Source organism: Mesorhizobium sp. C089B, assembly GCF_030323125.1.
Lineage (GTDB): Bacteria > Pseudomonadota > Alphaproteobacteria > Rhizobiales > Rhizobiaceae > Mesorhizobium.
Genome location: NZ_CP100469.1, coordinates 3,994,696 through 4,016,058 on the forward strand (window position 1 = coordinate 3,994,696; position 21,363 = coordinate 4,016,058).

Here is a 21,363-nt window from a genome sequence, read left to right on the forward strand (position 1 = left end):
ATTGGGCTAACCTCGCCAGGCGCGGTGACACGCGCGCTTCGCGAAGGACTCCAGTCTAGCCGCGCCGGAAGGGATAGAGGAATTGCTGCCAGTATCCGTTCGGAACGGGATGTCCGTGAATGCCGTAGCCGTTCGGCCAGCGCCCTTCGGGCATATGATGGGTACCGAACAGCCGGTCGAGCAGCGGGAAATGGATGGCGAAATTTACGTCGATCGCTTCTTTCTCGAAGCCGTGATGCCAGTGGTGGTAACGCGGGGACACCAGCACCTTTTCGACTGGACCGAAACTGGTTCCGATGTTGGAATGGATGAAAGACGAATAGACGTAGACGATCAATATATACGTCTGGATAGCCGATTCATCGAACCCCAGCACGAACATCGGGGTTGCCGTCAGGCTGCGCAGCATGATGATTTCCAGGAAATGCATGCGCGCACCGGCAATCCAGTCCATCGACTTGGCGGAATGGTGCACGGCATGAAACTTCCACAGCCAGGGAATGCGATGAAAGGCCCGATGCACCCAATACTGGGCAAGGTCGGTCAGGAACATTACCGCCATCAGTTGCACCAGCCACGGCAAGTCGTGGACCCAGGCGCGCACCGAACCAAGGGCGCCCTGTGCATTGACGAAGTTGGACGGCGCCAAGGTCAGGTAGGTCAAAATCTGCACCAGCAGCGATGAAACCAGATAGTAGAACAGGTCCTCGCGCCATTCGTCGCGGAACACGGTCTGATCCTTGTTGCGCGCGAAAAGACGTTCGAGCGGGACGAACAGCACACCCATGAACAAGGCGTTCAGGATGAAGAAATCGAGCCCGAAGAACACCCCGTCTATGTGCAGGTGATGGCGCACCGGAAGCATTCCGACCAGCGACGCCAGCAGCACAGTGAACATCGCTGCCGCGCCGAGCGTCTTTTGCCTGCGCAGCGTCATGCTGAGGATCGCCAGGATATAGCCGGAGATGAGGACGAAATAGAGCACCGGCTTGAAGAACAGCATCTGGTGGATGGGGGCCAGATCCGGCATCGATGTAAGCGACGGGTAGCGCAGCACGATGACCATCAGCAGGGCGGTGACCCCGGCAAGCAAGCCAATCGAGCCGGACAGCCAGCCAGAACCGAACGGCCGTTTGGCGCGCGGCGTTTCAAGTTCACTTACAACGCGTCTAAGGAAATTTGCCACCGCCATGATGCTCCCCCGTTAACGGCCTTCAAAAGGTCTCGCCGGAAATTTCCACCCGTCTTACTACAGCAGGGCTCATAAATATTTAATCGACACGACTTTGCAGGCCAGAGACGGCTATCGGCTTTTGGGGCAATTGGTAAAAGCTGCGATCGTGTCAAAGACACCGGCCACTATAGTCGGAATCTTTCCTGGATGCGACGGGCGCATTCAAGCGGCGTCAGCCGGCTGGTGTCGACTTCGAGGTCGTAGTCTATGCCGTTGTGGACGCGTCCATATTGCCAGCGCGCCAGGCCGGGCAGCCTGTCGGCGCGCGCGGCCTCGCGCGCTTCCAGCACCTCCAGCGGCGCCATGACGCCGACCAGATGCAGGTCAAAGCTCGACAGCAACTCGACATACTCCGCATCTCTTCATTGAAGATCACGTCGTCGACGATGAGATTGTTGCCTTGCCCGGCCATGGCGGCGATGGCATGGCGCATGCCGCGCATGGCTCGCGCGCTGACCGGCCCGCTCCTGATCACCACCGACGGCTTGCCGTCTTCCAGCACGGTCTCAAAGGAAAACCCGTCGGCATGATCCTGCAGCGCCGGCGGCAGCATGTCGATGAAAGCATCCATCTGGACATGCAGGAACGGTTCAGTGGCGATCGTTTGCAGCGCCCTGGCGATCGAGCTTTTGCCGGCGCTGCCGACGCCATTGAGCAGGACGATTTTGGCCGTCATGTCGCCCCCTATCGGTTGCGCACGACGATACAGGCGCCGCCGACGCTTTGCAGTTTCTGGCAGATGACGTTGGCGGCGGCACGGTCGTCGACGCCGATCCTGACGGCGTAGATGCCGCGTCGGCCGATCGGCGTGCGCACCCGGCTGACCACCGGGTCACGACCGGAAAGCAGCGCCGGAAACCGGCTCCTGACCCGCAGCCACTGATTGATGGCAGCTCCCCTGCGGAAATTGCCGGCCACCTGGACGCCCCATGGCTTCACATTGATCGACGCCATCGCCACGGTTCTCGACATGATCACCGGCAGCTTGCGGCAGGCGACGGCAAAGCCGGTTTTCGCGTCGAGCGGCTCGACCGTCCCGGCGTAAGCGCTGTCGGAAAACTTGTCGACGGGTTCGCCCATGACGTCGAAGACGTAGCTCTCGGTCTCCATCGGCAGGAAGCCGCCCGAACCCAGCCAGCGCGACACCCGGTTCTCGCCGGCATTGTAGGCGGCCGCCGCCAGGCCGAGATTGCCGTAGGCGAGCTTCATCTCGCCGAGATATTTCGCCGAAGCCGGGATCGCCTGCTCGATGTCGAAAGGATCGGCCAGCCCGCGCATCTTGGCGGTGCCCGGCATGAACTGGGCGATGCCTTCGGCACCGACCGGGCTAACCGCATTGGGATCGAAGCGGCTTTCTTTCCAGATCAGCCGGGCGAAGTAATCCTTCGGCAGGCCGTTCCGCTCGGCATGCGTCTCGATCAGGTCACAGACACGGCCGATCAATCGTTTCGCCGCCGAGCGCGATTGCGGTGGATCGGCAAGTGCCTGTCCGGCACCCAGCCCGCAGAGCAGGATCACACCGGCTTTGAGCAGCCCCCGCATGGCTCATTCGGCCGCGGCTTTGCCGTGCTGTCCAAACCGCTGCTGGATATAATCGGCAACCATTTTTTCGAAATCGGCGGCGATCGACGGACCGCGCAGCGTCGCCGACTTCTTGCCGTCAACGAAAACGGGCGCGGTCGGCGTCTCGCCGGTGCCGGGCAGCGAGATGCCGATATCGGCGTGCTTGGATTCGCCGGGGCCGTTGACGATGCAGCCCATCACCGCGACCTTGAGGTTCTCGACGCCGGGATATTTCTCCCGCCAGACCGGCATGTTCTTGCGCAAATCGGCCTGGATGTTCTGGGCGAGTTCCTGGAACACGGTGGATGTCGTGCGGCCGCAGCCGGGGCAAGCGGCCACGATCGGCACGAACTGACGGAAGCCCATGGTCTGCAGCAGTTCCTGCGAGACCTGCACCTCGCGAGTGCGATCGCCATTCGGCTCCGGCGTCAGCGAGATGCGGATGGTGTCGCCAATGCCTTGCTGCAAGAGGATGCCCATGGCCGCCGACGAGGCGACGATGCCCTTGGATCCCATGCCGGCTTCGGTGAGGCCAAGATGCAGCGCATGGTTGGAGCGCGTGGCAAGCTCGGTATAGACGGCGATCAAATCCTGCACGCCGCTGACCTTGGCCGACAGGATGATCTTTTCGCGGGCGAGGCCTATCTCTTCGGCCATTTCGGCCGACAGGATGGCCGACTGCACGATCGCTTCGCGGGTTACTTCCTGCGCCGTCAGCGGAAAGCCTTGGCGCTGGTTTTCGTCCATCAGCCGGGTGAGCAGCTCCTGATCGAGCGACCCCCAATTGACGCCGATGCGCACCGGCTTGTCATGCCTGATCGCCATTTCGACGATCGCGGCGAACTGGCGGTCCTTCTTGTCCTTGAAGCCGACATTGCCAGGATTGATGCGGTATTTGGCCAGCGCCTCGGCACAGGCCGGATGATCGGCCAGCAGCTTGTGGCCGATATAGTGGAAGTCGCCGACCAGCGGCACATTGATGCCGAGCCGCTCGAGCCGTTCGCGGATGCGCGGCACGGCGGCGGCGCTCTCGTCACGATCGACGGTGATGCGCACGATCTCGGAGCCAGCGCGATGCAAAGCCGCAACCTGCGCGACGGTCTGGTCGATATCGGCCGTGTCGGTGTTGGTCATCGACTGCACGACGACCGGCGCGCCGCCGCCGACGACCACGCCGCCGACATCGACGCCGACCGATGTCCGGCGCGCAAAGGGGGAGGAAAAATACCCGGTCATGCCGGCAGCCTCTTGATCACCCGAGCGACACACGTCCACGTCGACGCACGCTCAATCAGCTATCAGCGCATAGCGCTGAGGTTCGGGCATGAGGTGGAGGAGCAAAGATGGCTTGTCAATGGCGACAGACAAGCAGAGCTGCCAAATCGCAGTAGCGCGGCGACCCCACAGACGGGTTTCGCCGGCCAGCAGTATCGGAATCAGTAGCAAAAACAGGCCTCCGGCGGCATGTCGCCACCGGAGCGATAGTCACGCGCCAGGGCGGCGCGTCTAATCTTGGAAGGGCGTCAGTGTCTCGTCGGTTTCGCCTTCAGTTTTTCAATCTCGTCCTTGAGTGCCAGCTTGCGTCGCTTCAGATTCACGATTTCGAGGTCGTCGACCGATGGATGGTTCATCGCATCGTCGATCTCGCGTTCGATGTCACCGTGTTTCCGCTGCAACTCATCAAGATGGGATGCAAGAGACATGATTGGTTCTCCCTTTCATGGTTTTCCTCGATTGCAGCCGTCAAAGGCACGTCCACCGCAGGTCGCATCTGTGACGGCACCATGACAGTCTGCCACCATCCGGCTGCGATGTCGAATGCTGCGTGGTAGCATTCCACGACAATGTGATATGTGATATTGGCTGCGCGCCGGCGGCAATTGATGCCGCCCCCGCCCAATCATGCCCATTGCCGGGCGCCGCAGACATGCAGACGGTAGAGAATGTCCGACCAGGAAAAGGCCGATGTCCGCCTCGAATTTTCCCGCCTGAAGCAGGAGCATGCCGATTTCGACGCGGCCATCAATGCGATGATCGCCATGGGCTGCGACCCCTTGCAGATCCAGCGCATGAAGAAGAAGAAGCTTTTCCTCAAGGACCGGCTGATGGCGCTGGAAGACAAGATCATTCCGGACATCATCGCTTAGCCGACGGCCTCGGGGCCTAACTGCTCACCCCGCTATCGACAGCCGCGCCGCGCGATGGCGCAGCAACGTCAGCAATTCGTCGGTCTTCTCCGCTGAAGTGTCGATCGGCACCACCAGACACATCGTCGCCTCGACCTTGCCGGCGGCCGCGAAGACAGGGGCGGCCAGGCATTTGGTGTAGGCGTCGACCAGCCCCGAAGTGATGCAATAGCCGGTCGTTCTGGCCGTCGCGATATCGGCAATGAAGTCGTCGAACTGCAGCCTGCGGCCGTCGGGCAGCAAAAGGTCGTCTGCCGAGACCATGTCCTGGATGGCGGCCCTTTCCAATCCGGCCAGAAGCAGCCGCCCCGATGCCGTCCATGGCAGCGGGATCTGCAGGCCGGTGGCCGAGCTGATGCGGAACGGCCTGGTGCCGGGGCTGGAATGGACGATGGTATAGCGCCCGCTTTGCAGCATGCACAATTCGGAGGTCTCGCCGGTCTCGCGCGACAGATTGTCGACCTCCTGCCGGCCCCGCCTAAGCAGGTCGTTGCCCCTGACATAGTCCATTCCATAGAGGTACAGCTTCTTGCCGAAATAGACCCGGTTGCCGTCGCCCTCCATCTCCAGGAGACCCGCATCGACCAACGAACGCACCAGCGTGTAGGTGGTGGAGCGCGGCGCATTCACCCCCTTGGCTAGATCGCCAATGCCGATGGCGCGCTGGGTAACATGCAGGAAGTCCAGGATCTCCAGCACCCGGTTGAGGCCCTTCTCGCGCGAGCCGGAGGTCTTGTCGGGCGTCGGGCTCTCGGCTGGACCAAGCTCCGCCCGATCCGTGAGTCCATTGCTGTCTTGCATAACTGATTCCTGATGTTAGTATCTGTCTTGTACAGGATACATGTGTCTATTGTAAGAGACAATTCAGGTCGGCGACACGTGTGTCTGTAAGGGGAACTCAAACAACAGGAGGTCGCAGTGAACGACGCATCCAAGCGAGATTTTCTGAAACTGGGCATGGCCGGGCTTGCAACGGCGGGCGTGATGACCGCTGTCAGCGCCGAAAAGGCGGCGGCACAAGCCGCATCCGACAGCGTTCTGCGCACCGCGCTTGACCGCGGCAAGCTGATCGTCGGCACCGGCAGCACCAACGCGCCATGGCATTTCGAAAACGATGCCGGCGAGCTGGTCGGCATGGACATCACCATGGGCCGCATCCTGGCCAAGGGTCTGTTCGACGATCCGAGCAAGGTCGAGTTCGTCATGCAGGATCCGGCGCAGCGCATCCCCAATGTCACCACCAACAAGGTCGACATCACCATCCAGTTCATGACCATGACCGCGCAGCGCTCGCAGCTGATCCACTTCTCCAGGCCATACTATGTCGAGGGCGTCGCCCTGCTGACGCTGCCGACGGCGGAAAACAAGACCTTCGACAAGCTGCTCGCCGGTGGTTCGGCGACGCGCATCTCGATCCTGCAGAATGTCGATGCCGAAAGCTCGGTCCATTACGCCCTGCCGGAGGCGCAGGTGCTGCAGATCGACACCCAGGCCAATGTGCTGCAGGCACTGGAATCGAAACGCGCCGATGCCGCCGCTGTCGATCTTTCAACCGTGCGCTGGCTGGCCTCGCGCAACCCCGACAAATATTTCGATGCCGGCAAGAGCTGGTACTCGATGCTCTACGGCGCGGCGGTCAGGCAGGGCGACCTGGACTGGCTGACCTTCGTCAACCAGACCTTCACCATCGCCATGTTCGGCCATGAGACCGCACTCTACGACGCCGCCTTCAAGGACTATTTCGGCCAGGAGCCCCCGGCCCGCCATCCCGGTTTCCCGGTTGTCTGACAAGCGCTGGCGGAAGGGTTAGCCCTTCCGCCTTCTAGTTCGCATCCCCTTGGTTATTGCGGGAGACGCATGGGCTATACGCTCAACTTCAACCTGATCTGGCGCCATTTCGACAAGCTGTGGGGCGGCCTTCTGCTCAGCCTCGAGCTTGCCGTGATTTCGATTGCCATCGGCGTCGTCATCGGCCTGGTGCTGGCGGTCTGGTATGTCTCGGCCGGACGCGTGGTGCGCGCCATCATTGCGGCTTACGTCGAATTCATCCGCAACGTGCCGCTGATCCTGCTCGTCTATCTTGTCTTCTACGGCCTGCCGACGGTGATCGACGTCGCCTACGACGCGCCGACCTCGTTCGTGCTGACGCTGTCGGTCTATAGCGGCGCCTATCTGGTCGAGGTGTTCCGCTCCGGCCTGGAAGCCGTGCCGCGCGGCCAGCTCGATGCCGGCAAGGCGATCGGGCTGACGCCTTGGCAGCGGTTGGTTCACGTGCGCCTGCCGACCATGCTGCGCATCACGCTGCCGGCGCTGTCCAACACCTTCATCTCGCTTTTCAAGGACACGTCGATCGCCTCGGTGATCTCGGTGCCCGAGCTCACCTTCGGCGCCCAGTGGATCAACTTCAACACCTTCCGCATCGTCGAGGTCTATCTGGTGACGACGGCGATGTACCTGGTGACCGGTTACACCCTGCTCTTTGGGCTGCGGCTGGTCGAACGCCGGTTCAGGGCTGCGCGCTGACATGCTGAGCCAGATCCTCTACGCCGTACCGTTCCTCGCCCAGGGCTTCGCCATCACTTTGTGGGTGTCGCTGCTGGTCGTGGTGCTGTCGCTGATTGCCGGCGTCGCGCTCGGCGTCGGCCTGGTCTACGGCCCGGCGCCGCTGCGCTGGGCCGTGCGCATCTTCTCCGACACCATCCGCGGCATTCCGATCCTGGTGCTGATGTTCTTCGTCTATTACGGCCTGCCGGCCATCGGCCTGCATCTGCAATCCTTCTCGGCGGCGGTGCTGGCGCTGACCTTGTTCAAGACGGCGCAGGTCATTGAGTATCTCCGGGGCGCCGTCGGCTCCATTCCCAAGGGCCAGTCAGAAGCGGCGATGGCCATTGGGCTGACTTTTCGCCAGCGGCTCACCTACGTCATCTTTCCGCAGGCCTTCCGCCGCTTCCTGCCGCCCTGGATCAACGGCGTCACCGATGCGGTCAAGGGCAGCGCCCTGGTCTCGCTGCTCGGCATCACCGACCTGATGCAGGCGATCAACCAGGTGATCGGCCGCACCTATGAGGCGATGCCGCTCTACATCCTCGGCGCCTTGATCTATTTCGCCGTCAACTATGCGCTTTCCTACGCCAGCCGGCGGCTGGAACGGCGCTTTGCCTTCATCCGGGACTAGCACGATGGCCACAAGCTCGAACGACAATGCTGCCCTTCTCGACATTGCCGGGGTCTCGAAAGCCTTTGGTTCGGTCGAGGTGCTTCGCTCGGTCAGCCTCAAGGTGGACAGGGGCGAGGTGGTCACCGTCATCGGCCCTTCCGGCAGCGGCAAAACCACCCTGCTGCGCTGCGTCAACTTTCTCGAAAGCTACGACTCAGGCTCGATCCGCATCGACGGCAAGGAGGTCGGTTTTCGTGAGGCCGGCGCGCGCCAGCGGCGCAGCGAGCGCGACCTTGCCAATATGCGCGCCGAAACCGGCATGGTGTTCCAGAGCTTCAACCTGTTTCCGCACCTCACCGCCGCCGGCAACATCATGCTCGGCCTCACCAAGGTGCGCGGCAAGAGCAAGGCCGAGGCGCGCCAGATCGCGGAGCATTGGCTGAGCCGCGTCGGCCTGGCCCACAAGGCCGACAGCCTGCCGGCGGAACTCTCCGGGGGCCAGCAGCAGCGCGTCGGCATAGCGCGGGCAGTCGCCATGGAGCCGAAGATCCTGCTGCTCGACGAGATCACCTCCGCGCTCGATCCCGAATTGGTCGGCGAGGTGCTGGCCGTTGTGCGCAGCCTGGCCGAAGACGGCATGACCATGGTGATGGTCACGCACGAGATGGCCTTTGCCCGCGACGCTTCGAGCCGCATTGTCTTCATGGCCGATGGCGGTGTCAGCGCTGTTGGCCCGCCGAAGGAGATCCTTGCCGAAGAGACCACCAATGAGCGCCTGCGCTCTTTCCTGGCGCGCTTCCGCGCCTCGCATTTCTGACATGGGCGGCCCAAAGCAATTCCAGGAAAAGTGTAAGCGGTTTTCCCGGGAAAAGCGCGAAGCGCTTTGCCTTGGGAATTGCGTAAAACAACAGGCCGGCCCAAGGAGAATTCTTACATGACGCCTTACATCCGGCTCGCCGAACTCGGCCTGACGCTGCCCGAGCCGCCGACGCCGATCGCCAATTTCGTCACTCATGCGGAAAGCGGCCGGCTGATCTTTCTTTCGGGTCAAGGGCCGTTGCGCGCCGACGGCACGCTGTGCACCGGCAAGGTCGGCGAGGACGTCACCGTCGAGCAGGCCTATGAGCATGCCCGCCTCACCGGCCTCAACCTGCTCGCCGTCATGCACGCCGCCGCCGGCGATCTCGGCCGCATCGTGCGCGTCGTCAAATTGCTCGGCTTCGTCAATGCGACGCCGACCTTCAGCGACCACCCGAAAGTGGTCAATGGCTGCTCGGACCTGTTCGCCAGCGTCTTCGACAAGATCGGCGGCCATGCCCGCTCGGCGATCGGGGTCGGCTCGCTGCCTGGAAACATCACCGTCGAAATCGAAGCGGTCGTCGAGATCGCCGCCTGACCGTCAAGGGATTGCTGAACATGAAAACCTATTCCGACACCGGCTCCAACACCACGATCCGTGAACGACTGGGACTGAGGCCGATCATCAACGTCTCCGGCACGATGACGACGCTCGGCGCCTCGATCATCGTTCCCGAGGCGATCAGCGCCATGGCCGAGATCGCCTCGCAATGGGTGGAGATGGACGATCTGCAGCGCGCCGCAAGCGTGATCACCGCCCGCCTCACCGGCAGCGAGGCCGGCTTCATCACCGCCTGCTGCGCCTCAGGCATCACAATGGCGATCGCCGGGGCGATGACCGGCACCAATTTGCTGGCGATCGAACGGCTGCCCGACGATACCGAAGGGCTGAAGTCCGAAGTCGTCATCCAGCTCGGCCATATCGTCAATTACGGCGCACCGATCGACCAGTCGATCCGCGTCGCCGGCGCCAAGGTCATTCCGGCTGGCACGGTCAGCGTCACGCAGGATTATCATGTGCGCGAGGCTATCAACGAGCGCACGGCGGCGGCGCTCTACGTCGTGGCGCACCACACCGTGCAATACGGCATGCTTTCCCTCGAGGAATTCTGCGATATCTGCCACGCCAGGGGCGTGCCGGTGATCGTCGACGCGGCTTCCGAATATGATCTGCGCAGCTTCCTGGTCCGCGGCGCCGACATCGTCGTCTACAGCGGCCACAAATTCCTGTCGGGGCCAACCAGCGGCATCGTCGCCGGCCGCAAGGATCTGGTCCGCGCCGCCTATCTGCAAAACCGCGGCGTCGCCCGCGCCATGAAGGTCGGCAAGGAAAGCATCGCCGGCACCATGGCTGCGCTCGAAGCCTGGGAAAAGCGCGACCATGCCGGCATCCGCCGGCGCGAGGAAGCGGCGCTCAATCTGTGGAGGGATTCGCTACAGGGAATACCCGGCATCGTCGCAAACATCATTCCCGACCCGACCGCCAATCCGCTCGACCGGCTGCAAATCTTTGTCTTGCCCAAAAGCCGCTTCACCGCCGCCGGCCTCGCCTCGGCATTGGCGGCCGGATCGCCGCCCATCATCGTGCGCAACCACGAGGCCGAGCGCGGCCATTTCTTCCTCGACCCGTGCAATCTGCACCCCGGCGAGGCCGAGATCGTCGCCGAGCAGCTGCGCGCCGTGCTCACCGCGGCCGACAGGCCGGCGGATGCGATGAGACAGCCGCGAAAGGATTCATCCGGCGCCCTGCGCTGGCCGGACTAGGCTGCGGCGGCCGCCATCCTTGCGGGCCAGCCCGAATTCCGCTAAGGCGCGCCTTTACCGCCGGGAGCATGCGCTTGACCGACCACCGCGCCGACGTCGCCATCATCATGGGCAGCCAGTCCGACTGGGCGACGATGCGCCACGCCGCCGAAACGCTGGAGGCGCTGGGCATTCCGCACAAGCGGCTGATCGTCTCCGCCCACCGCACCCCGGACCGCCTCTATGATTTCGCCAAGGGCGCCAAGGCGGCCGGCTACAAGGTGATCATCGCCGGGGCCGGCGGCGCCGCCCACCTGCCCGGCATGACGGCGGCTCTGACGCCGCTGCCGGTGTTCGGCGTGCCGGTCGAATCGAAGGCGCTGTCAGGCCAGGATTCGCTGCTCTCCATCGTCCAGATGCCGGCCGGCATTCCGGTCGGCACGCTTGCCATCGGCAAGGCGGGTGCGGCCAACGCCGCCCTTCTGGCGGCCGCCGTGCTGGCGCTGAACGACGAAGAACTTGCCGCCCGCCTGGATGCCTGGCGCACCGCCCAAACCGCCAGGGTCGCCACCGAACCGACGGACGCGCCGTGAGTCTGCCCGCGGGATCGAGCATCGGCATCATCGGCGGCGGCCAGCTCGGCCGCATGCTGGCTGTTGCCGCAGCGCGCCTCGGCTACCGCACAATTATCCTCGAACCGCAGGCCGATTGCCCGGCAGCTCAGGTCGCCAACCGCCAGATCACCGCCGCCTATGACGATGCGGACGCCCTTGCCGAACTGGCGGCAGTCAGCGCCGTCGTCACCTACGAATTCGAGAATGTGCCGGTGGCGGCTGCCGGCGCGCTCGCCGCCAAGGTCCCGGTCTATCCGCCGCCCAGGGCGTTGGAAGTCGCCCAGGACCGGGTGGCGGAGAAGCTATTCCTGAACGGCATCGGCATCAGGACAGCGGATTTCCGCTCCGTCGACAATGACGACGAGCTGACGGCGGCGCTGAGAGAGTTCGGTGGCAGCGGCATCTTGAAAACCCGCCGCATGGGCTATGACGGCAAGGGCCAGCGCGTCTTCCGCAACTTGGAGACGGGCGGCTTTGCCGGCACCTGCGAGACCATGGGCAATGTGCCGCTGATCCTCGAATCCTTCGTCGCTTTCGAGCGCGAAATCTCGGTCATCGCCGCGCGCGGGTTGGACGGCGCGGTCGCCGCCTACGATCCGGCTGAGAACGTCCACCGCGACGGCATCCTGCATACCTCGACCCTGCCGGCCCAGATCAGGCTGGAGACGGCGGCGACGGCACAGGGGGCGGCAGCGAAAATCCTGTCGGCCCTCGACTATGTCGGCGTCATCGGCGTCGAGTTCTTCGTTCTTGCCGATGGCACGCTGCTGGCCAACGAAATGGCGCCGCGCGTGCACAATTCCGGCCACTGGACGGAAGCCGCCGGCATCGTTTCGCAGTTCGAGCAGCATATCCGCGCCATTGCCGGCCTGCCGCTGGGCAACCCTGGCCGGCATTCAAACTGCATCATGGAAAACCTGATCGGCGACGATGTGCTGCGCGTACCCGCTTTGCTCGCCGAGCCCGATCTGATGCTGCATCTCTACGGCAAGGCGGAAGCGCGCCCAGGCCGCAAGATGGGCCATTTCACGCGCATCAGCCGCCGTAGCTAAGCCATTCCGGCACTTTGCGCGAGGGCGTGGCTCGAGCCCTATTGCAGCTCGTCGTTCAGATCCCCGTCTTCGTCGGGGCTGGCGCAACTCGCATCGCCTTCCCTACAATTGGCGCCCGCGGTGAGCTGTTTGATGCGCTGGTCCGTCAGTTCGGTCAGGCATTGTGAAACCTCCATCGGATGGATGGAGCCGCCCTCGCTGTCTGTCGTCGTATAGGCGCATTCGGCGTCGCGGAAGGCGATCCAGGCGCGTTGCGCGACCTGCAGCAGCTTCCTGCCCTTGTCGTCGTTGCGACTGACGAGATCCTTGTAGGCCTGGTTGAGCTTGGCATCGGCCGCCCGATAGTCCTCGCCGGCGCAGATGTTCATCATCTGCTGGCTGTCGTCGTTGCGGTCGCATTCCTGCGCCTGCGCGATGGAGGCGGCTGCCAGAACGGCAAGGCTCGCGGACACAAACAACAGGCGCATAGAGGTCTCCAAATCGGCTTGCGGGTGCCGCACCATTCCAGCCCGCCTTCGGCCGCGCAATGGCGTGGAGCCGAGATGGCGGATATTTGATGGCCAAAGCCATTCTCGGCCTCTATCCAGCACGCTTGCGGTTGACACGGGCAAGGCTCCTCGTTTATGAGCCACCGCAAGTTCAAAGGCGCGCTTTTCAGGCGCGCCTTAATAATTCGGCCCGGACAGGGCCCAGACCGACGGGCAAGACCATGAAGATCAAGAATTCGCTCAAGGCGCTGAAGGCGCGTCACCGCGACAACCAGCTGGTTCGCCGCAAGGGCCGCGTCTACATCATCAACAAGACCGCTCCACGCTACAAGGCGCGCCAGGGCTGAGTGTTCGGCCGGAGGCTCGTTGCCTCCGTCCATACGATGGTAATTGCCTGGTTCCAGGCACTTTCACGCTAATTTCAGTTTGACGATCCGCCGTCCGGGTTAGATTCCGGCGATGCGGATTCTTTTTGCATTTTTGGCCACCCTCTTTCTTTTCGGCGTCGCTCCGGCGTCGGCGGACGATCCGCCGGCAAAGCCGCCGGTTGCCCTGACCAGGGAAGCCAGGCTCGACCAACTGTTTGCCGAGCTGAAGCGCGAGCGCAACGAAAAGGCGGCCGAGCGCATCGCCGGGCGCATCTGGGGCGAATGGTTCCAGTCCGGCAGCGCCTCGATCGACCTGATGATGCAATGGTCGCAAAAGGCGATTGACGACCAGAAGTTCGACGTCGCCCTCGACTTCCTCGACCAGGTCGTCATCCTGCAGCCAAAATATGCCGAAGGCTGGAACCGGCGCGCCACCGTGCATTACATGATGAAGAATTTCGGGAAATCGATGTCCGACATCGACCAGACGCTGCAGCTGGAACCACGCCATTTCGGCGCGCTTTCGGGCCTGGCCCAGATCATGGCCGCCACCGGCCACAAGCAATCGGCGCTCGAAGCCTGGCAGAAGGTGCTTACCATCTATCCGATGATGCGCAGCGCCCAGGACCAGGTCGCGGCAATTTCGGAAGAGCTTGCCGGCGAAGGAATTTGATTAGGCAGTAGGAATTAGGGATTAGTGAGTAGTCAGTAGAGAAGATTGGTCGAGACGCCACCTCCCTACTCCCTACTCCCTACTCCCTACTCCCTACTCCCTACTCCCTACTCCCTACTCCCTACTCCCTACTCCCTACTCCCTACTCCCTACTCCCTAGAACTTATCCCCCTCCACCCCCGTATCTCCGCGCATGAACCTCATTTACGCCGCCTGTGCTTTGCTCCTCGCGCTCGTCTTTGCCCTGGCCGGTGTCACCCGCGCCGGCACGTGGCTGATCGAGTGGCGGAACCCGCCGGCCGGCGAATTTGCCGACATCGACGCCACCCGCATCCACTATGTCCACGTGCCGGCGCCTCAAAATGCCGAGCTGCCGGCGATCGTCTTCATCCATGGCGCCAGCGCCAACCTCAGGGATCAGATGCTGCCGATCAGGCCTTTGCTCGAAGGCCGCGCCGAGATGGTCTTCCTCGACCGGCCGGGCTTCGGCTGGTCGGCACGCGGCCCCGGCAATGAGAGCCCGTCGGGGCAGGCCGACACCATCGCCAGGCTGATGGACCGTCTCGGCATCCACAAGGCGATCATGGTCGGCCATTCGTTTGGCGGCGTGATCACCGCCGCCTTTGGCCGCGAACACCCGGAGAAGACGCTCGGGCTGGTCTTTCTGTCGCCGGTCAGCCACGCCTGGCCGGGCGGCGCGACCGCCTGGTACTACAAGCTGACCGCCACCCCCATCATCGGCTGGCTGTTCTCGCAGACATTGACCTATCCGGCAGGCACGCTGCAGATGGACAGCGCCACGGCCTGCGTGTTTTCTCCCAACAAGGTGCCGGAAGGCTATGTCGGCAATGCCTCGATTCCGCTGGTGCTGCGTCCCGGCGCTTTCCGCGCCAACGCCATCGATGTCGCCGGCCTCTACGACTATACGCTGAAGGCCGCGCCGCATTACCGCGACATCACAGCGCCGACGATCGTCATCTCGGGCGATCGCGACAAGGTGGTCTATGCCTCGATCCATTCGGTCGGCCTGGTCAGGGACATCCCCGGCGCCGAACTGATCTGGGTCCACAATCTCGGCCACAAGCCGGATTGGATCGCCTCCGACCTCGTCGTCGGCGCGATCGAGAAAGTCGCCGGCAAGGTCGTCGACCTGCAGGCAATGGCAAAAACCGTGGAAGCACGCATCGCCGGCGATGCGTACAATGAGGGGCGATGCCCCGACATCACAGTGCCCGACGCGGAACTGGCCCCGACCTGATCGCAATGTATGTCCTGAAACACGGCGTCAAGAGAAACCCGGAGAAGCGATGGGCGTTGCCGGACCGCATCTTCTTCGGCTATGGCGCGTGCGCCATTCTTGCTGGCGCCTTTCTCGAGCATGCTCCTCTGGAAGGATTCTACGGCGAACGGATCATTCCTGGCGAGGGCTTTTCCGGGAACCATATTTACGCGACCAACGGCGTGATCGCGTTCGACTACCACGGCTATTCCGCCCGCGAGCGGCTTTTGGAACACCACAAGAGGGGCTGGGCGTCGCGCAATCCCGGGTGGCACTGCACGATCGCCACGGTCGATTTCGATCTGCTCGACACAGTCGAACTCAACCGGCGAAAGATGCTGGGTCCGGACCAGTACCTGCACGACCCCGTTCGCCGCGCACACCGCTTCCTTCAGCGTATCGATCACGCCGAAGGTGCGGCAAGAGCGCTGCGAACTGTGATGAGTTGAAGCCTCTGTCAACCTATGTTGCGGGTGGCCTGCACGTCCGATCCGACATAGGCGATGCGCAGCATGTTGGTCGAACCCGGCGTCCTCAGCGGCACGCCCGCCGTGATGATGACACGGTCGCCCGGCTGGCCGAACCCCTCTTCGAAAGCGATGCGGCAGGCGCGGTCGACCATGTCGTCGAGGTCGCTGGCGTCGGGCGAGACGACGCAATGCGTGCCCCACAAAAGCGACAGCCGCCGCGCCGTGTTGAGGATCGGCGACAGCGCGATGATCGGCACTTGCGGCCGCTCGCGCGCGGCGCGCAGGCCGGTGGTGCCCGACGCCGTATAGGTTATGATCGCCGACAGTTTCAGAGTCTCGGCAATCTCGCGGGCGGCGAGCGAAATGGCGTCGGCGCCGGTTGCTTCCGGTTCCGAGCGCTGCGCGTTGATGATGCCGGCATAGGTCGGGTCGGTTTCGACCTTGGTGGCGATGCGGTTCATCATCGCCACCGCCTCGACCGGATAGGCGCCGGCAGCGGATTCGGCTGAAAGCATGATGGCGTCGGCGCCCTCGAACACGGCGATCGACACGTCGGACACCTCGGCGCGGGTCGGCACCGGCGCGGTGATCATCGATTCCAGCATCTGCGTGGCGACCACCACCGGCTTGCCGGCGCGGCGCGCGGCGCGCGTGATCTGCTTCTGGATGCCAGGCACGGCTTCCAGCGGCATTTCCACACCGAGATCGCCGCGGGCGACCATCAGCGCGTCGGAGAGTTCGATGATTTCGGCCAGCCGGGCGACGGCCTGCGGCTTTTCAATCTTGGCCATGATCAGCGCCCGGCCGCGCGCGATCTTGCGGGCTTCCGCCAAATCCTCCGGCCGCTGCACGAACGACAGCGCCACCCAGTCGACGCTTTCCGCCAGCACCGCATCGAGGTCCTTGCGGTCTTTTTCGGTCAGCGCACCGACCGGCAGGTCGGTGTCGGGCAGGCTGACGCCCTTCTTGTCGGAAATGGTGGTGCCGGCGACGACGGTGCAGGTGATCGATTTGCCGTCGCTCTTCACCGCCCTGAGCTCCAGCTTGCCGTCGTCGATCAACAGACGGTGGCCGGCCTCGACCGAACTCAGGATTTCGGGATGCGGCAGGTAGACCCGGGTCGACGTGCCGGGCTCGGGATTGTTGTCGAGGGTGAAGGTCTGGCCCGGCGTCAGAACCTCCTTGCCGTTGGCGAACTTGCCGACGCGCAGCTTCGGTCCCTGCAAATCGGCCAGGATGCCGATCGGACGGCCGACCTTTTCCTCGACCGCGCGGATGCGGCCGACCAGCGTGCGCATCAGCTCGTGATCGGTGTGGCTCATATTGATGCGGAAGACATCGGCGCCGGCTTCGAACAGCTTCTGCAGCATCTCCTCGGACGAGGAGGCAGGACCGATGGTGGCGAGGATCTTGACCTTGCGGCTACGTCTCATTGACTGTTTGTTCCCGGGGCGGCTGGAGCGCCTCCCGTTGTGGACTCATCGGTCAGCTGGACCATCCAGCTTGCCTGCTCGCCCGTGTCATATTCCTGGAATCCGGCGCGCTGGAAGCCCCGGGCGACGCAATCGGTAACGCCTGCGATCTTGAACTCTTTTTCGGCCACGCACATGTTGATCGGGCCATCCCAGCGCCCGCCGCGCTCGGCGTCTTCTGCATAAAGATAGTAAAACCTCGATGACAGCGGACCTTCGATCAGCGTCTTGCAGCTCGATCCTTCGATGTGCCACCACCCCTCGGTGATCCAGCCTGCCTTGGCGCGGTAGCCGATGCCAACGCCGACCAGGTTCTGCGTGGCGTTGCAGACGCGGAAATCGGCGCGGGCAGGCGAAGCCGCGACCAGCGCGGTGAGCCCTAGCGTCAGGGTCAGGAGCGGCACGGCAAAGGCGGTGCGCGCACGCGGCCTGCCGGCGGAACCCATCCCGAAACCCCTCAATAACGTCATCTGCATCTCTCAACGCCCCTTTTCGGAAAAGTCCGGGCGCATGTCAACGCGCCGTTCTGTCCAATTCCAATCGATTTAGAAAGGCCCCCGACACGCGATACGCCGCGCGTCACAGGATTTTCGCAGAAACCGTGGCCAAACAACGGCATTGCGCAACAGTCCTCTTCGTGGGAATGACGATACCACCCTCCCCGGAAGCCAGCGAACAGACCTTTCCAGCCAATGACCCGATCCACAGTTTTCGCGCCTTTCGATATCGTCGAAGGCGACCGCAAGCGAGGCATCGTGCTTGTCGCCGACCATGCCCGCCGCGACCTGCCGGAGGAGTATGGCAGTCTCGGCTTGCCGGCGGCGGAACTCGATCGCCATATCGCCTACGACATCGGTGTCGAGACGGTGACGCGCGAACTGGCGGCGGCGCTCGACGTGCCGGCGGTGATCGCCAATTTTTCGCGGCTGCTGATCGATCCCAATCGCGGCGAGGACGACCCGACGTTGATCCGCCAGCTCTATGACGGCACTGTCGTGCCGGGAAACTACCCTATGGCGCCGCAAGAACGCGAAAGGCGGCTCGACGGCTTCTACCGGCCTTATCAGGACGCGGTCGGCGCCATGATCGCGTCGGTGGCGCACGCCTCAGGCAAAGCGCCGTTCATCTTCTCCGTACACTCCTTCACCCCTGTCATGCAGGGCTTCATCCGCCCTTGGCATGTCGGCATATTGTGGGACCTCGACGACCGCGTGGCGCGGCCGCTGATCGACATGCTGGCGCAGGATAAAAACCTCGTCGTTGGCGACAATGAACCCTATGACGGCGCTTTGCGCGGCGACACCATGTTCAAGCACGCCATCGTCAACGGCTTTGCCCATGCGCTGATCGAGATCCGCCAGGACCTGATATCAGACCGCAAGGGGGCGCTGGCCTGGACGGAACGGCTGGCGCCGATCGTTGACGCCATCGACCGCCGTCCCGATATACATCAGGTGAAGATGTTCGGCTCGCGCACCGGGCCGCTGTGAGGATCCAAGGCAATGACCGAACTCAGCGATGACCAGAAACGCGATTTCGAGGCCGCGGCCTTCCGCCGGCTGGTCGATCATCTGCGCGAGCGCAGCGATGTGCAAAACATCGACCTGATGAACCTCGCCGGCTTCTGCCGCAACTGCCTGTCGAACTGGTATCGCGAAGCGGCCGAGGCTGAGGGCGTCGATCTCGGCAAGGATCAGTCGCGCGAAATCGTCTACGGCATGCCCTATGCGCAATGGCAGGCGCTGAACCAGACCGAGGCTTCGGACGCCAAGAAAGCGGAGTTCGAGGCAAGACGGCCGAGGGATCACTGAAGTAGCGCGCGGTTCACAGGATTGACGTCGGCGGGACAGCGCCCCCTCTGTCCTGCCGGACATCTCCCCCCACTTGGGGGGAGATTGGCCGTCACGCAGGCTCTAGCCAATCGCCAGCGGTGCAAGAATAAGCGAGGCGCCGAAGCCGCCAATCTCCCCACTTGTGGGGGAGATGTCCGGCAGGACAGAGGGGGGCGCGAAGGAACGCTGCTTAACGGTTTCTCCCCTTAGATGTGGCCCACAAGCTTTTCGCAGCCAAGCGCTTGACGAGAAATTGAATCGATTTAATTTGCCGCGCAAAGCCATTCCTTGACCGGATTCGAACCATGGACGCGCAAGACACCATGCAGAGCGCCATTCGCGGGCGATGGGCCGTAGCAGCGATCTTCCTCGCCAACGGCTTCCTGACCGGCAGCTGGGCGCCGCAGATTCCGGTGTTCCTGACCCGGCTCGACATCTCGAAATTCACCCTCGGCCTGCTGATCCTTCTGTTCGGCGTCGGCGCGGTCGCGGCCATGAGCTGGTGCGGCCATCTGATCTCCAGGCATGGCTCGCGCACCGTGTTGCGCTGGTTCGGCCTGTGCGGCAGCCTCGGCCTGCTGATCGTGGCGCTGGCGCCCAACGTCCCGCTGGCGGCGATCGCCATGATCATCTTCGGCGGCTCGATCGGCGGCATGGATGTCGCGATGAACGCCAATGCGGTGGTGGTCGAGCGCCGGCTCTCCCGCGCCATCATGTCGTCCTCGCACGGCTTCTGGAGCCTCGGCGGTTTCGCCGGCGGCGGTCTGGGCGGTTACGCCATCCAGACTTACGGCCACCTCGCCCATGCGGCTGTAGTCACGGTCATTGCTTTTGCCGTCATTGCCGTGGCGGTCGGCTACCTCATCGCCGAGCACAAGCCGCATGCCGCCGAACATCACAAATTTGCGCTGCCGGCCAACCCGCTGGTCTATCTTGTCGGGCTCATGGCGCTGCTGACGATGATTTCCGAGGGCGCCGTGCTCGACTGGGCAGCGCTTTATCTCCGGCAGGAGCTCGGCGCCGACCTCGCCATCGCCGGCCTTGCCTACGCCGCCTTCTCCGGCGTCATGGCTGTCATGCGCTTTTTCGGCGACGGCGTGCGCAACCGCTTCGGCGCGGTGGCGACGCTGCGCGGCTCGGCGGTGGTCGCCGCCGCCGGCATGCTGGTCGCCGGCCTGTCGCCTTCGCCCTGGATTGCCATCGCGGCTTTTGCCCTGTGCGGCTTCGGCATCGCCAATATGGTGCCGATCATCTTCTCGGCCGGCGGCAACCAGGAAGGCATGTCGTCGGGCACCGGCATGAGCGTCGTCACCACCATGGGCTATTCCGGCATATTGGTGGCGCCGTCGGCGATCGGCTTCGTCGCCGAGCATTCCAGCTTCGGGCCGATCTTCGTCGCCATGTCGGGGCTGTTGATCGTCGTGCTTTTGATGGCCGGGCTCGCTCACCGCGCCGAATTCGCGGCCGCCCCCGCCGAATAGCGCTTCAGCTCCTCATAGAGGAAATCCGCGACGCGGCGGATGCGCACGCTGGTGCGCACGTCGCGATGCATGGCCAGCCACACCGGCAGGCTGGGCAGTGGCAGGCCGGGCAGCAGTTTCTCCAGCGACGGGTCGCTGTCCGTCAGCGGCTCCTGGCCAAGACCGACGCCGTTTCCCGCCCGCAGCGCTTCCCACAGCACGATCTGGTTGTCGGCCCTGAAGCGGAAGCTGCTTCGGGTGACGGGGATGCCGGCCTGGGTAAAGCCCCGGATCATCTCGTCGCTGCGGTCGAAGCCGATCAGCGGATGGTCGAGAAGATCGGCGGGCTTGAGCGGGCGGCCGTGCTGGTCGAGATAGGATTTCGCCGCGCAGCAGCAGAGCTTGATATCGCAGACCTTGCGCGCCGTCAGCTCGTTCTGCGCCGGCTTGACCATGCGGATGGCGATATCGGCATCCCTTCGCAGCAGGTTCTCGACCTGGTTCGAGGCGACGATCTCGACCTCGATGCCGGATTCCTCGATGCCGAGCCGCGCCGTCATCTTCGGCAGCACATAGGCCGCCACCACCTCGCTGGCGGCAATGCGCACCGTGCCTTCGATCGCCTCGACCGAGCCCAATGCCAATAGTGAGAACGCGCTCGCCTGCTCGCTCACGGCCTTGCCGCGTTCGAACAGCGTGGCGCCTGCTTCCGTCAGCGCATAGCCGCGCCGCCCGCGCCGGAACAAGGTGACGCCCAACGCCTGTTCGAGCTCACCGATGTGACGCCCGAGCGTCGGTTGGCTGGCCGACAGTTTGCGCGCTGCGGCCGACAGGCTGCCGGTCTCCGCCACGGTGACGAAACTCTTGATCAGGTTCCAGTCGATGTCTTCCATTCATTTATGAATAACAAATCT

The 21,363-nt window shown here is 63.5% G+C and carries 25 protein-coding genes and 1 pseudogene; 16 read left to right on the plus strand and 10 right to left on the minus strand.

Going from position 1 to position 21,363, the window contains the following annotated elements; genetic code table 11:
- Positions 1 to 55: 55 nt before the first annotated feature.
- From NLY44_RS19780 to NLY44_RS19800, 5 genes and pseudogenes are all read right to left on the minus strand, one after another.
- Positions 56 to 1,192: a sterol desaturase family protein gene (locus NLY44_RS19780; RefSeq protein WP_031356212.1), complete on the minus strand. Its 1,137-nt coding sequence runs from the start codon at positions 1,190 to 1,192 to the stop codon at positions 56 to 58.
- A gap of 167 nt (positions 1,193 to 1,359) precedes the next feature.
- Positions 1,360 to 1,910 (minus strand): annotated as a pseudogene (locus NLY44_RS19785) (chloramphenicol phosphotransferase CPT family protein).
- Between the two features lie 8 nt (positions 1,911 to 1,918).
- Entirely contained in the window at positions 1,919 to 2,776 is an 858-nt protein-coding gene (locus tag NLY44_RS19790) for a lytic transglycosylase domain-containing protein (protein ID WP_023806511.1), read from the minus strand.
- Positions 2,777 to 2,779: 3 nt separating this feature from the next.
- Positions 2,780 to 4,033, minus strand: coding sequence for a flavodoxin-dependent (E)-4-hydroxy-3-methylbut-2-enyl-diphosphate synthase (gene ispG / locus NLY44_RS19795; protein ID WP_023806510.1), 1,254 nt, complete (start codon positions 4,031 to 4,033; stop codon positions 2,780 to 2,782).
- 287 nt (positions 4,034 to 4,320) lie between these two features.
- Positions 4,321 to 4,500, minus strand: a complete 180-nt coding sequence (locus NLY44_RS19800) for a YdcH family protein (protein ID WP_023684024.1) — start codon at positions 4,498 to 4,500, stop codon at positions 4,321 to 4,323.
- Between the two features lie 240 nt (positions 4,501 to 4,740).
- On the opposite strand from NLY44_RS19800, the gene NLY44_RS19805 reads away from it, so the two are divergent.
- A complete protein-coding gene (locus tag NLY44_RS19805) occupies positions 4,741 to 4,944 on the plus strand; it encodes a YdcH family protein (RefSeq protein WP_023673103.1) in 204 nt (67 codons plus the stop codon).
- Positions 4,945 to 4,968: 24 nt separating this feature from the next.
- Here NLY44_RS19805 and NLY44_RS19810 read toward each other — a convergent pair whose 3' ends face one another.
- Positions 4,969 to 5,784: an IclR family transcriptional regulator gene (locus NLY44_RS19810; protein WP_023806509.1), complete on the minus strand. Its 816-nt coding sequence runs from the start codon at positions 5,782 to 5,784 to the stop codon at positions 4,969 to 4,971.
- A gap of 156 nt (positions 5,785 to 5,940) precedes the next feature.
- On the opposite strand from NLY44_RS19810, the gene NLY44_RS19815 reads away from it, so the two are divergent.
- From NLY44_RS19815 to NLY44_RS19850, 8 genes are all read left to right on the plus strand, one after another.
- Complete coding sequence (locus NLY44_RS19815) at positions 5,941 to 6,771, plus strand: transporter substrate-binding protein (protein ID WP_023673105.1); 831 nt, start codon at positions 5,941 to 5,943, stop codon at positions 6,769 to 6,771.
- A 69-nt stretch (positions 6,772 to 6,840) separates the two neighbouring features.
- A complete protein-coding gene (locus NLY44_RS19820; RefSeq protein WP_023693641.1) occupies positions 6,841 to 7,506 on the plus strand; it encodes an amino acid ABC transporter permease in 666 nt (221 codons plus the stop codon).
- 1 nt (position 7,507) lies between these two features.
- Positions 7,508 to 8,158: an amino acid ABC transporter permease gene (locus NLY44_RS19825; protein WP_023684027.1), complete on the plus strand. Its 651-nt coding sequence runs from the start codon at positions 7,508 to 7,510 to the stop codon at positions 8,156 to 8,158.
- Positions 8,159 to 8,162: 4 nt separating this feature from the next.
- Complete coding sequence (locus NLY44_RS19830) at positions 8,163 to 8,957, plus strand: amino acid ABC transporter ATP-binding protein (RefSeq protein ID WP_023673108.1); 795 nt, start codon at positions 8,163 to 8,165, stop codon at positions 8,955 to 8,957.
- Positions 8,958 to 9,074: 117 nt separating this feature from the next.
- Positions 9,075 to 9,536 carry a RidA family protein gene (locus tag NLY44_RS19835; RefSeq protein ID WP_023673109.1) on the plus strand — a complete coding sequence of 154 codons (462 nt, stop codon included), beginning with the start codon at positions 9,075 to 9,077 and terminating at the stop codon, positions 9,534 to 9,536.
- Positions 9,537 to 9,556: 20 nt separating this feature from the next.
- On the plus strand, positions 9,557 to 10,762 hold the full coding sequence (locus tag NLY44_RS19840; RefSeq protein ID WP_031244798.1) for an aminotransferase class V-fold PLP-dependent enzyme: 1,206 nt from the start codon (positions 9,557 to 9,559) through the stop codon (positions 10,760 to 10,762).
- A 74-nt stretch (positions 10,763 to 10,836) separates the two neighbouring features.
- On the plus strand, positions 10,837 to 11,334 hold the full coding sequence (gene purE, locus NLY44_RS19845) for a 5-(carboxyamino)imidazole ribonucleotide mutase (protein ID WP_023754121.1): 498 nt from the start codon (positions 10,837 to 10,839) through the stop codon (positions 11,332 to 11,334).
- Positions 11,331 to 12,407, plus strand: coding sequence for a 5-(carboxyamino)imidazole ribonucleotide synthase (locus NLY44_RS19850; protein ID WP_023806508.1), 1,077 nt, complete (start codon positions 11,331 to 11,333; stop codon positions 12,405 to 12,407). The genes purE and NLY44_RS19850 overlap by 4 nt, the downstream gene beginning before the upstream one ends.
- Before the next feature lie 38 nt (positions 12,408 to 12,445).
- Here NLY44_RS19850 and NLY44_RS19855 read toward each other — a convergent pair whose 3' ends face one another.
- Complete coding sequence (locus NLY44_RS19855; protein WP_023806507.1) at positions 12,446 to 12,874, minus strand: lysozyme inhibitor LprI family protein; 429 nt, start codon at positions 12,872 to 12,874, stop codon at positions 12,446 to 12,448.
- A 242-nt stretch (positions 12,875 to 13,116) separates the two neighbouring features.
- Here NLY44_RS19855 and ykgO point away from each other — a divergent pair, with 242 nt between their 5' ends.
- From ykgO to NLY44_RS19875, 4 genes are all read left to right on the plus strand, one after another.
- Positions 13,117 to 13,242: a type B 50S ribosomal protein L36 gene (ykgO, locus tag NLY44_RS19860; RefSeq protein WP_006327841.1), complete on the plus strand. Its 126-nt coding sequence runs from the start codon at positions 13,117 to 13,119 to the stop codon at positions 13,240 to 13,242.
- A gap of 112 nt (positions 13,243 to 13,354) precedes the next feature.
- A complete protein-coding gene (locus NLY44_RS19865) occupies positions 13,355 to 13,936 on the plus strand; it encodes a tetratricopeptide repeat protein (RefSeq protein WP_023690055.1) in 582 nt (193 codons plus the stop codon).
- A gap of 193 nt (positions 13,937 to 14,129) precedes the next feature.
- Positions 14,130 to 15,194 carry an alpha/beta fold hydrolase gene (locus NLY44_RS19870; protein ID WP_023806506.1) on the plus strand — a complete coding sequence of 355 codons (1,065 nt, stop codon included), beginning with the start codon at positions 14,130 to 14,132 and terminating at the stop codon, positions 15,192 to 15,194.
- Positions 15,195 to 15,199: 5 nt separating this feature from the next.
- Positions 15,200 to 15,664, plus strand: a complete 465-nt coding sequence (locus NLY44_RS19875; RefSeq protein WP_023806505.1) for a hypothetical protein — start codon at positions 15,200 to 15,202, stop codon at positions 15,662 to 15,664.
- Positions 15,665 to 15,672: 8 nt separating this feature from the next.
- On the opposite strand, the gene pyk is transcribed toward NLY44_RS19875, so the two are convergent.
- Complete coding sequence (gene pyk / locus NLY44_RS19880; RefSeq protein ID WP_023673117.1) at positions 15,673 to 17,118, minus strand: pyruvate kinase; 1,446 nt, start codon at positions 17,116 to 17,118, stop codon at positions 15,673 to 15,675.
- The gene (locus NLY44_RS19885) at positions 17,115 to 17,603 is read right to left on the minus strand and encodes a DUF1036 domain-containing protein (protein WP_023673118.1); all 489 of its coding nucleotides are present in this window, start codon (positions 17,601 to 17,603) and stop codon (positions 17,115 to 17,117) included. Before NLY44_RS19885 ends, pyk begins: the two co-directional genes overlap by 4 nt.
- Before the next feature lie 246 nt (positions 17,604 to 17,849).
- On the opposite strand from NLY44_RS19885, the gene NLY44_RS19890 reads away from it, so the two are divergent.
- From NLY44_RS19890 to NLY44_RS19900, 3 genes are all read left to right on the plus strand, one after another.
- Positions 17,850 to 18,647: an N-formylglutamate amidohydrolase gene (locus NLY44_RS19890; protein WP_023806504.1), complete on the plus strand. Its 798-nt coding sequence runs from the start codon at positions 17,850 to 17,852 to the stop codon at positions 18,645 to 18,647.
- 12 nt (positions 18,648 to 18,659) lie between these two features.
- Entirely contained in the window at positions 18,660 to 18,968 is a 309-nt protein-coding gene (locus NLY44_RS19895; RefSeq protein ID WP_023673120.1) for a DUF1244 domain-containing protein, read from the plus strand.
- Positions 18,969 to 19,294: 326 nt separating this feature from the next.
- Positions 19,295 to 20,470 (plus strand): MFS transporter, encoded by a 1,176-nt coding sequence (locus NLY44_RS19900; RefSeq protein WP_023806503.1) that lies wholly within the window; start codon positions 19,295 to 19,297, stop codon positions 20,468 to 20,470.
- Here the strand turns inward: NLY44_RS19900 and NLY44_RS19905 are convergent.
- Positions 20,434 to 21,342 carry a LysR family transcriptional regulator gene (locus NLY44_RS19905; RefSeq protein ID WP_023806502.1) on the minus strand — a complete coding sequence of 303 codons (909 nt, stop codon included), beginning with the start codon at positions 21,340 to 21,342 and terminating at the stop codon, positions 20,434 to 20,436. The genes NLY44_RS19900 and NLY44_RS19905 overlap by 37 nt on opposite strands.
- Positions 21,343 to 21,363: the final 21 nt, after the last annotated feature.

What these genes read in the sequence shown, in the direction of transcription:
- NLY44_RS19780 (WP_031356212.1), bottom strand. Translation starts at nt 1,192, where the DNA reads ATGGCGGTGGCAAATTTCCTTAGACGCGTTGTAAGTGAACTTGAAACG.
- NLY44_RS19790 (WP_023806511.1), bottom strand. Translation starts at nt 2,776, where the DNA reads ATGCGGGGGCTGCTCAAAGCCGGTGTGATCCTGCTCTGCGGGCTGGGT.
- ispG (WP_023806510.1), bottom strand. Translation starts at nt 4,033, where the DNA reads ATGACCGGGTATTTTTCCTCCCCCTTTGCGCGCCGGACATCGGTCGGC.
- NLY44_RS19800 (WP_023684024.1), bottom strand. Translation starts at nt 4,500, where the DNA reads ATGTCTCTTGCATCCCATCTTGATGAGTTGCAGCGGAAACACGGTGAC.
- NLY44_RS19805 (WP_023673103.1), top strand. Translation starts at nt 4,741, where the DNA reads ATGTCCGACCAGGAAAAGGCCGATGTCCGCCTCGAATTTTCCCGCCTG.
- NLY44_RS19810 (WP_023806509.1), bottom strand. Translation starts at nt 5,784, where the DNA reads ATGCAAGACAGCAATGGACTCACGGATCGGGCGGAGCTTGGTCCAGCC.
- NLY44_RS19815 (WP_023673105.1), top strand. Translation starts at nt 5,941, where the DNA reads ATGGCCGGGCTTGCAACGGCGGGCGTGATGACCGCTGTCAGCGCCGAA.
- NLY44_RS19820 (WP_023693641.1), top strand. Translation starts at nt 6,841, where the DNA reads ATGGGCTATACGCTCAACTTCAACCTGATCTGGCGCCATTTCGACAAG.
- NLY44_RS19825 (WP_023684027.1), top strand. Translation starts at nt 7,508, where the DNA reads ATGCTGAGCCAGATCCTCTACGCCGTACCGTTCCTCGCCCAGGGCTTC.
- NLY44_RS19830 (WP_023673108.1), top strand. Translation starts at nt 8,163, where the DNA reads ATGGCCACAAGCTCGAACGACAATGCTGCCCTTCTCGACATTGCCGGG.
- NLY44_RS19835 (WP_023673109.1), top strand. Translation starts at nt 9,075, where the DNA reads ATGACGCCTTACATCCGGCTCGCCGAACTCGGCCTGACGCTGCCCGAG.
- NLY44_RS19840 (WP_031244798.1), top strand. Translation starts at nt 9,557, where the DNA reads ATGAAAACCTATTCCGACACCGGCTCCAACACCACGATCCGTGAACGA.
- NLY44_RS19855 (WP_023806507.1), bottom strand. Translation starts at nt 12,874, where the DNA reads ATGCGCCTGTTGTTTGTGTCCGCGAGCCTTGCCGTTCTGGCAGCCGCC.
- ykgO (WP_006327841.1), top strand. Translation starts at nt 13,117, where the DNA reads ATGAAGATCAAGAATTCGCTCAAGGCGCTGAAGGCGCGTCACCGCGAC.
- NLY44_RS19865 (WP_023690055.1), top strand. Translation starts at nt 13,355, where the DNA reads ATGCGGATTCTTTTTGCATTTTTGGCCACCCTCTTTCTTTTCGGCGTC.
- NLY44_RS19870 (WP_023806506.1), top strand. Translation starts at nt 14,130, where the DNA reads ATGAACCTCATTTACGCCGCCTGTGCTTTGCTCCTCGCGCTCGTCTTT.
- NLY44_RS19875 (WP_023806505.1), top strand. Translation starts at nt 15,200, where the DNA reads ATGTATGTCCTGAAACACGGCGTCAAGAGAAACCCGGAGAAGCGATGG.
- pyk (WP_023673117.1), bottom strand. Translation starts at nt 17,118, where the DNA reads ATGAGACGTAGCCGCAAGGTCAAGATCCTCGCCACCATCGGTCCTGCC.
- NLY44_RS19885 (WP_023673118.1), bottom strand. Translation starts at nt 17,603, where the DNA reads ATGGGTTCCGCCGGCAGGCCGCGTGCGCGCACCGCCTTTGCCGTGCCG.
- NLY44_RS19890 (WP_023806504.1), top strand. Translation starts at nt 17,850, where the DNA reads ATGACCCGATCCACAGTTTTCGCGCCTTTCGATATCGTCGAAGGCGAC.
- NLY44_RS19895 (WP_023673120.1), top strand. Translation starts at nt 18,660, where the DNA reads ATGACCGAACTCAGCGATGACCAGAAACGCGATTTCGAGGCCGCGGCC.
- NLY44_RS19900 (WP_023806503.1), top strand. Translation starts at nt 19,295, where the DNA reads ATGGACGCGCAAGACACCATGCAGAGCGCCATTCGCGGGCGATGGGCC.
- NLY44_RS19905 (WP_023806502.1), bottom strand. Translation starts at nt 21,342, where the DNA reads ATGGAAGACATCGACTGGAACCTGATCAAGAGTTTCGTCACCGTGGCG.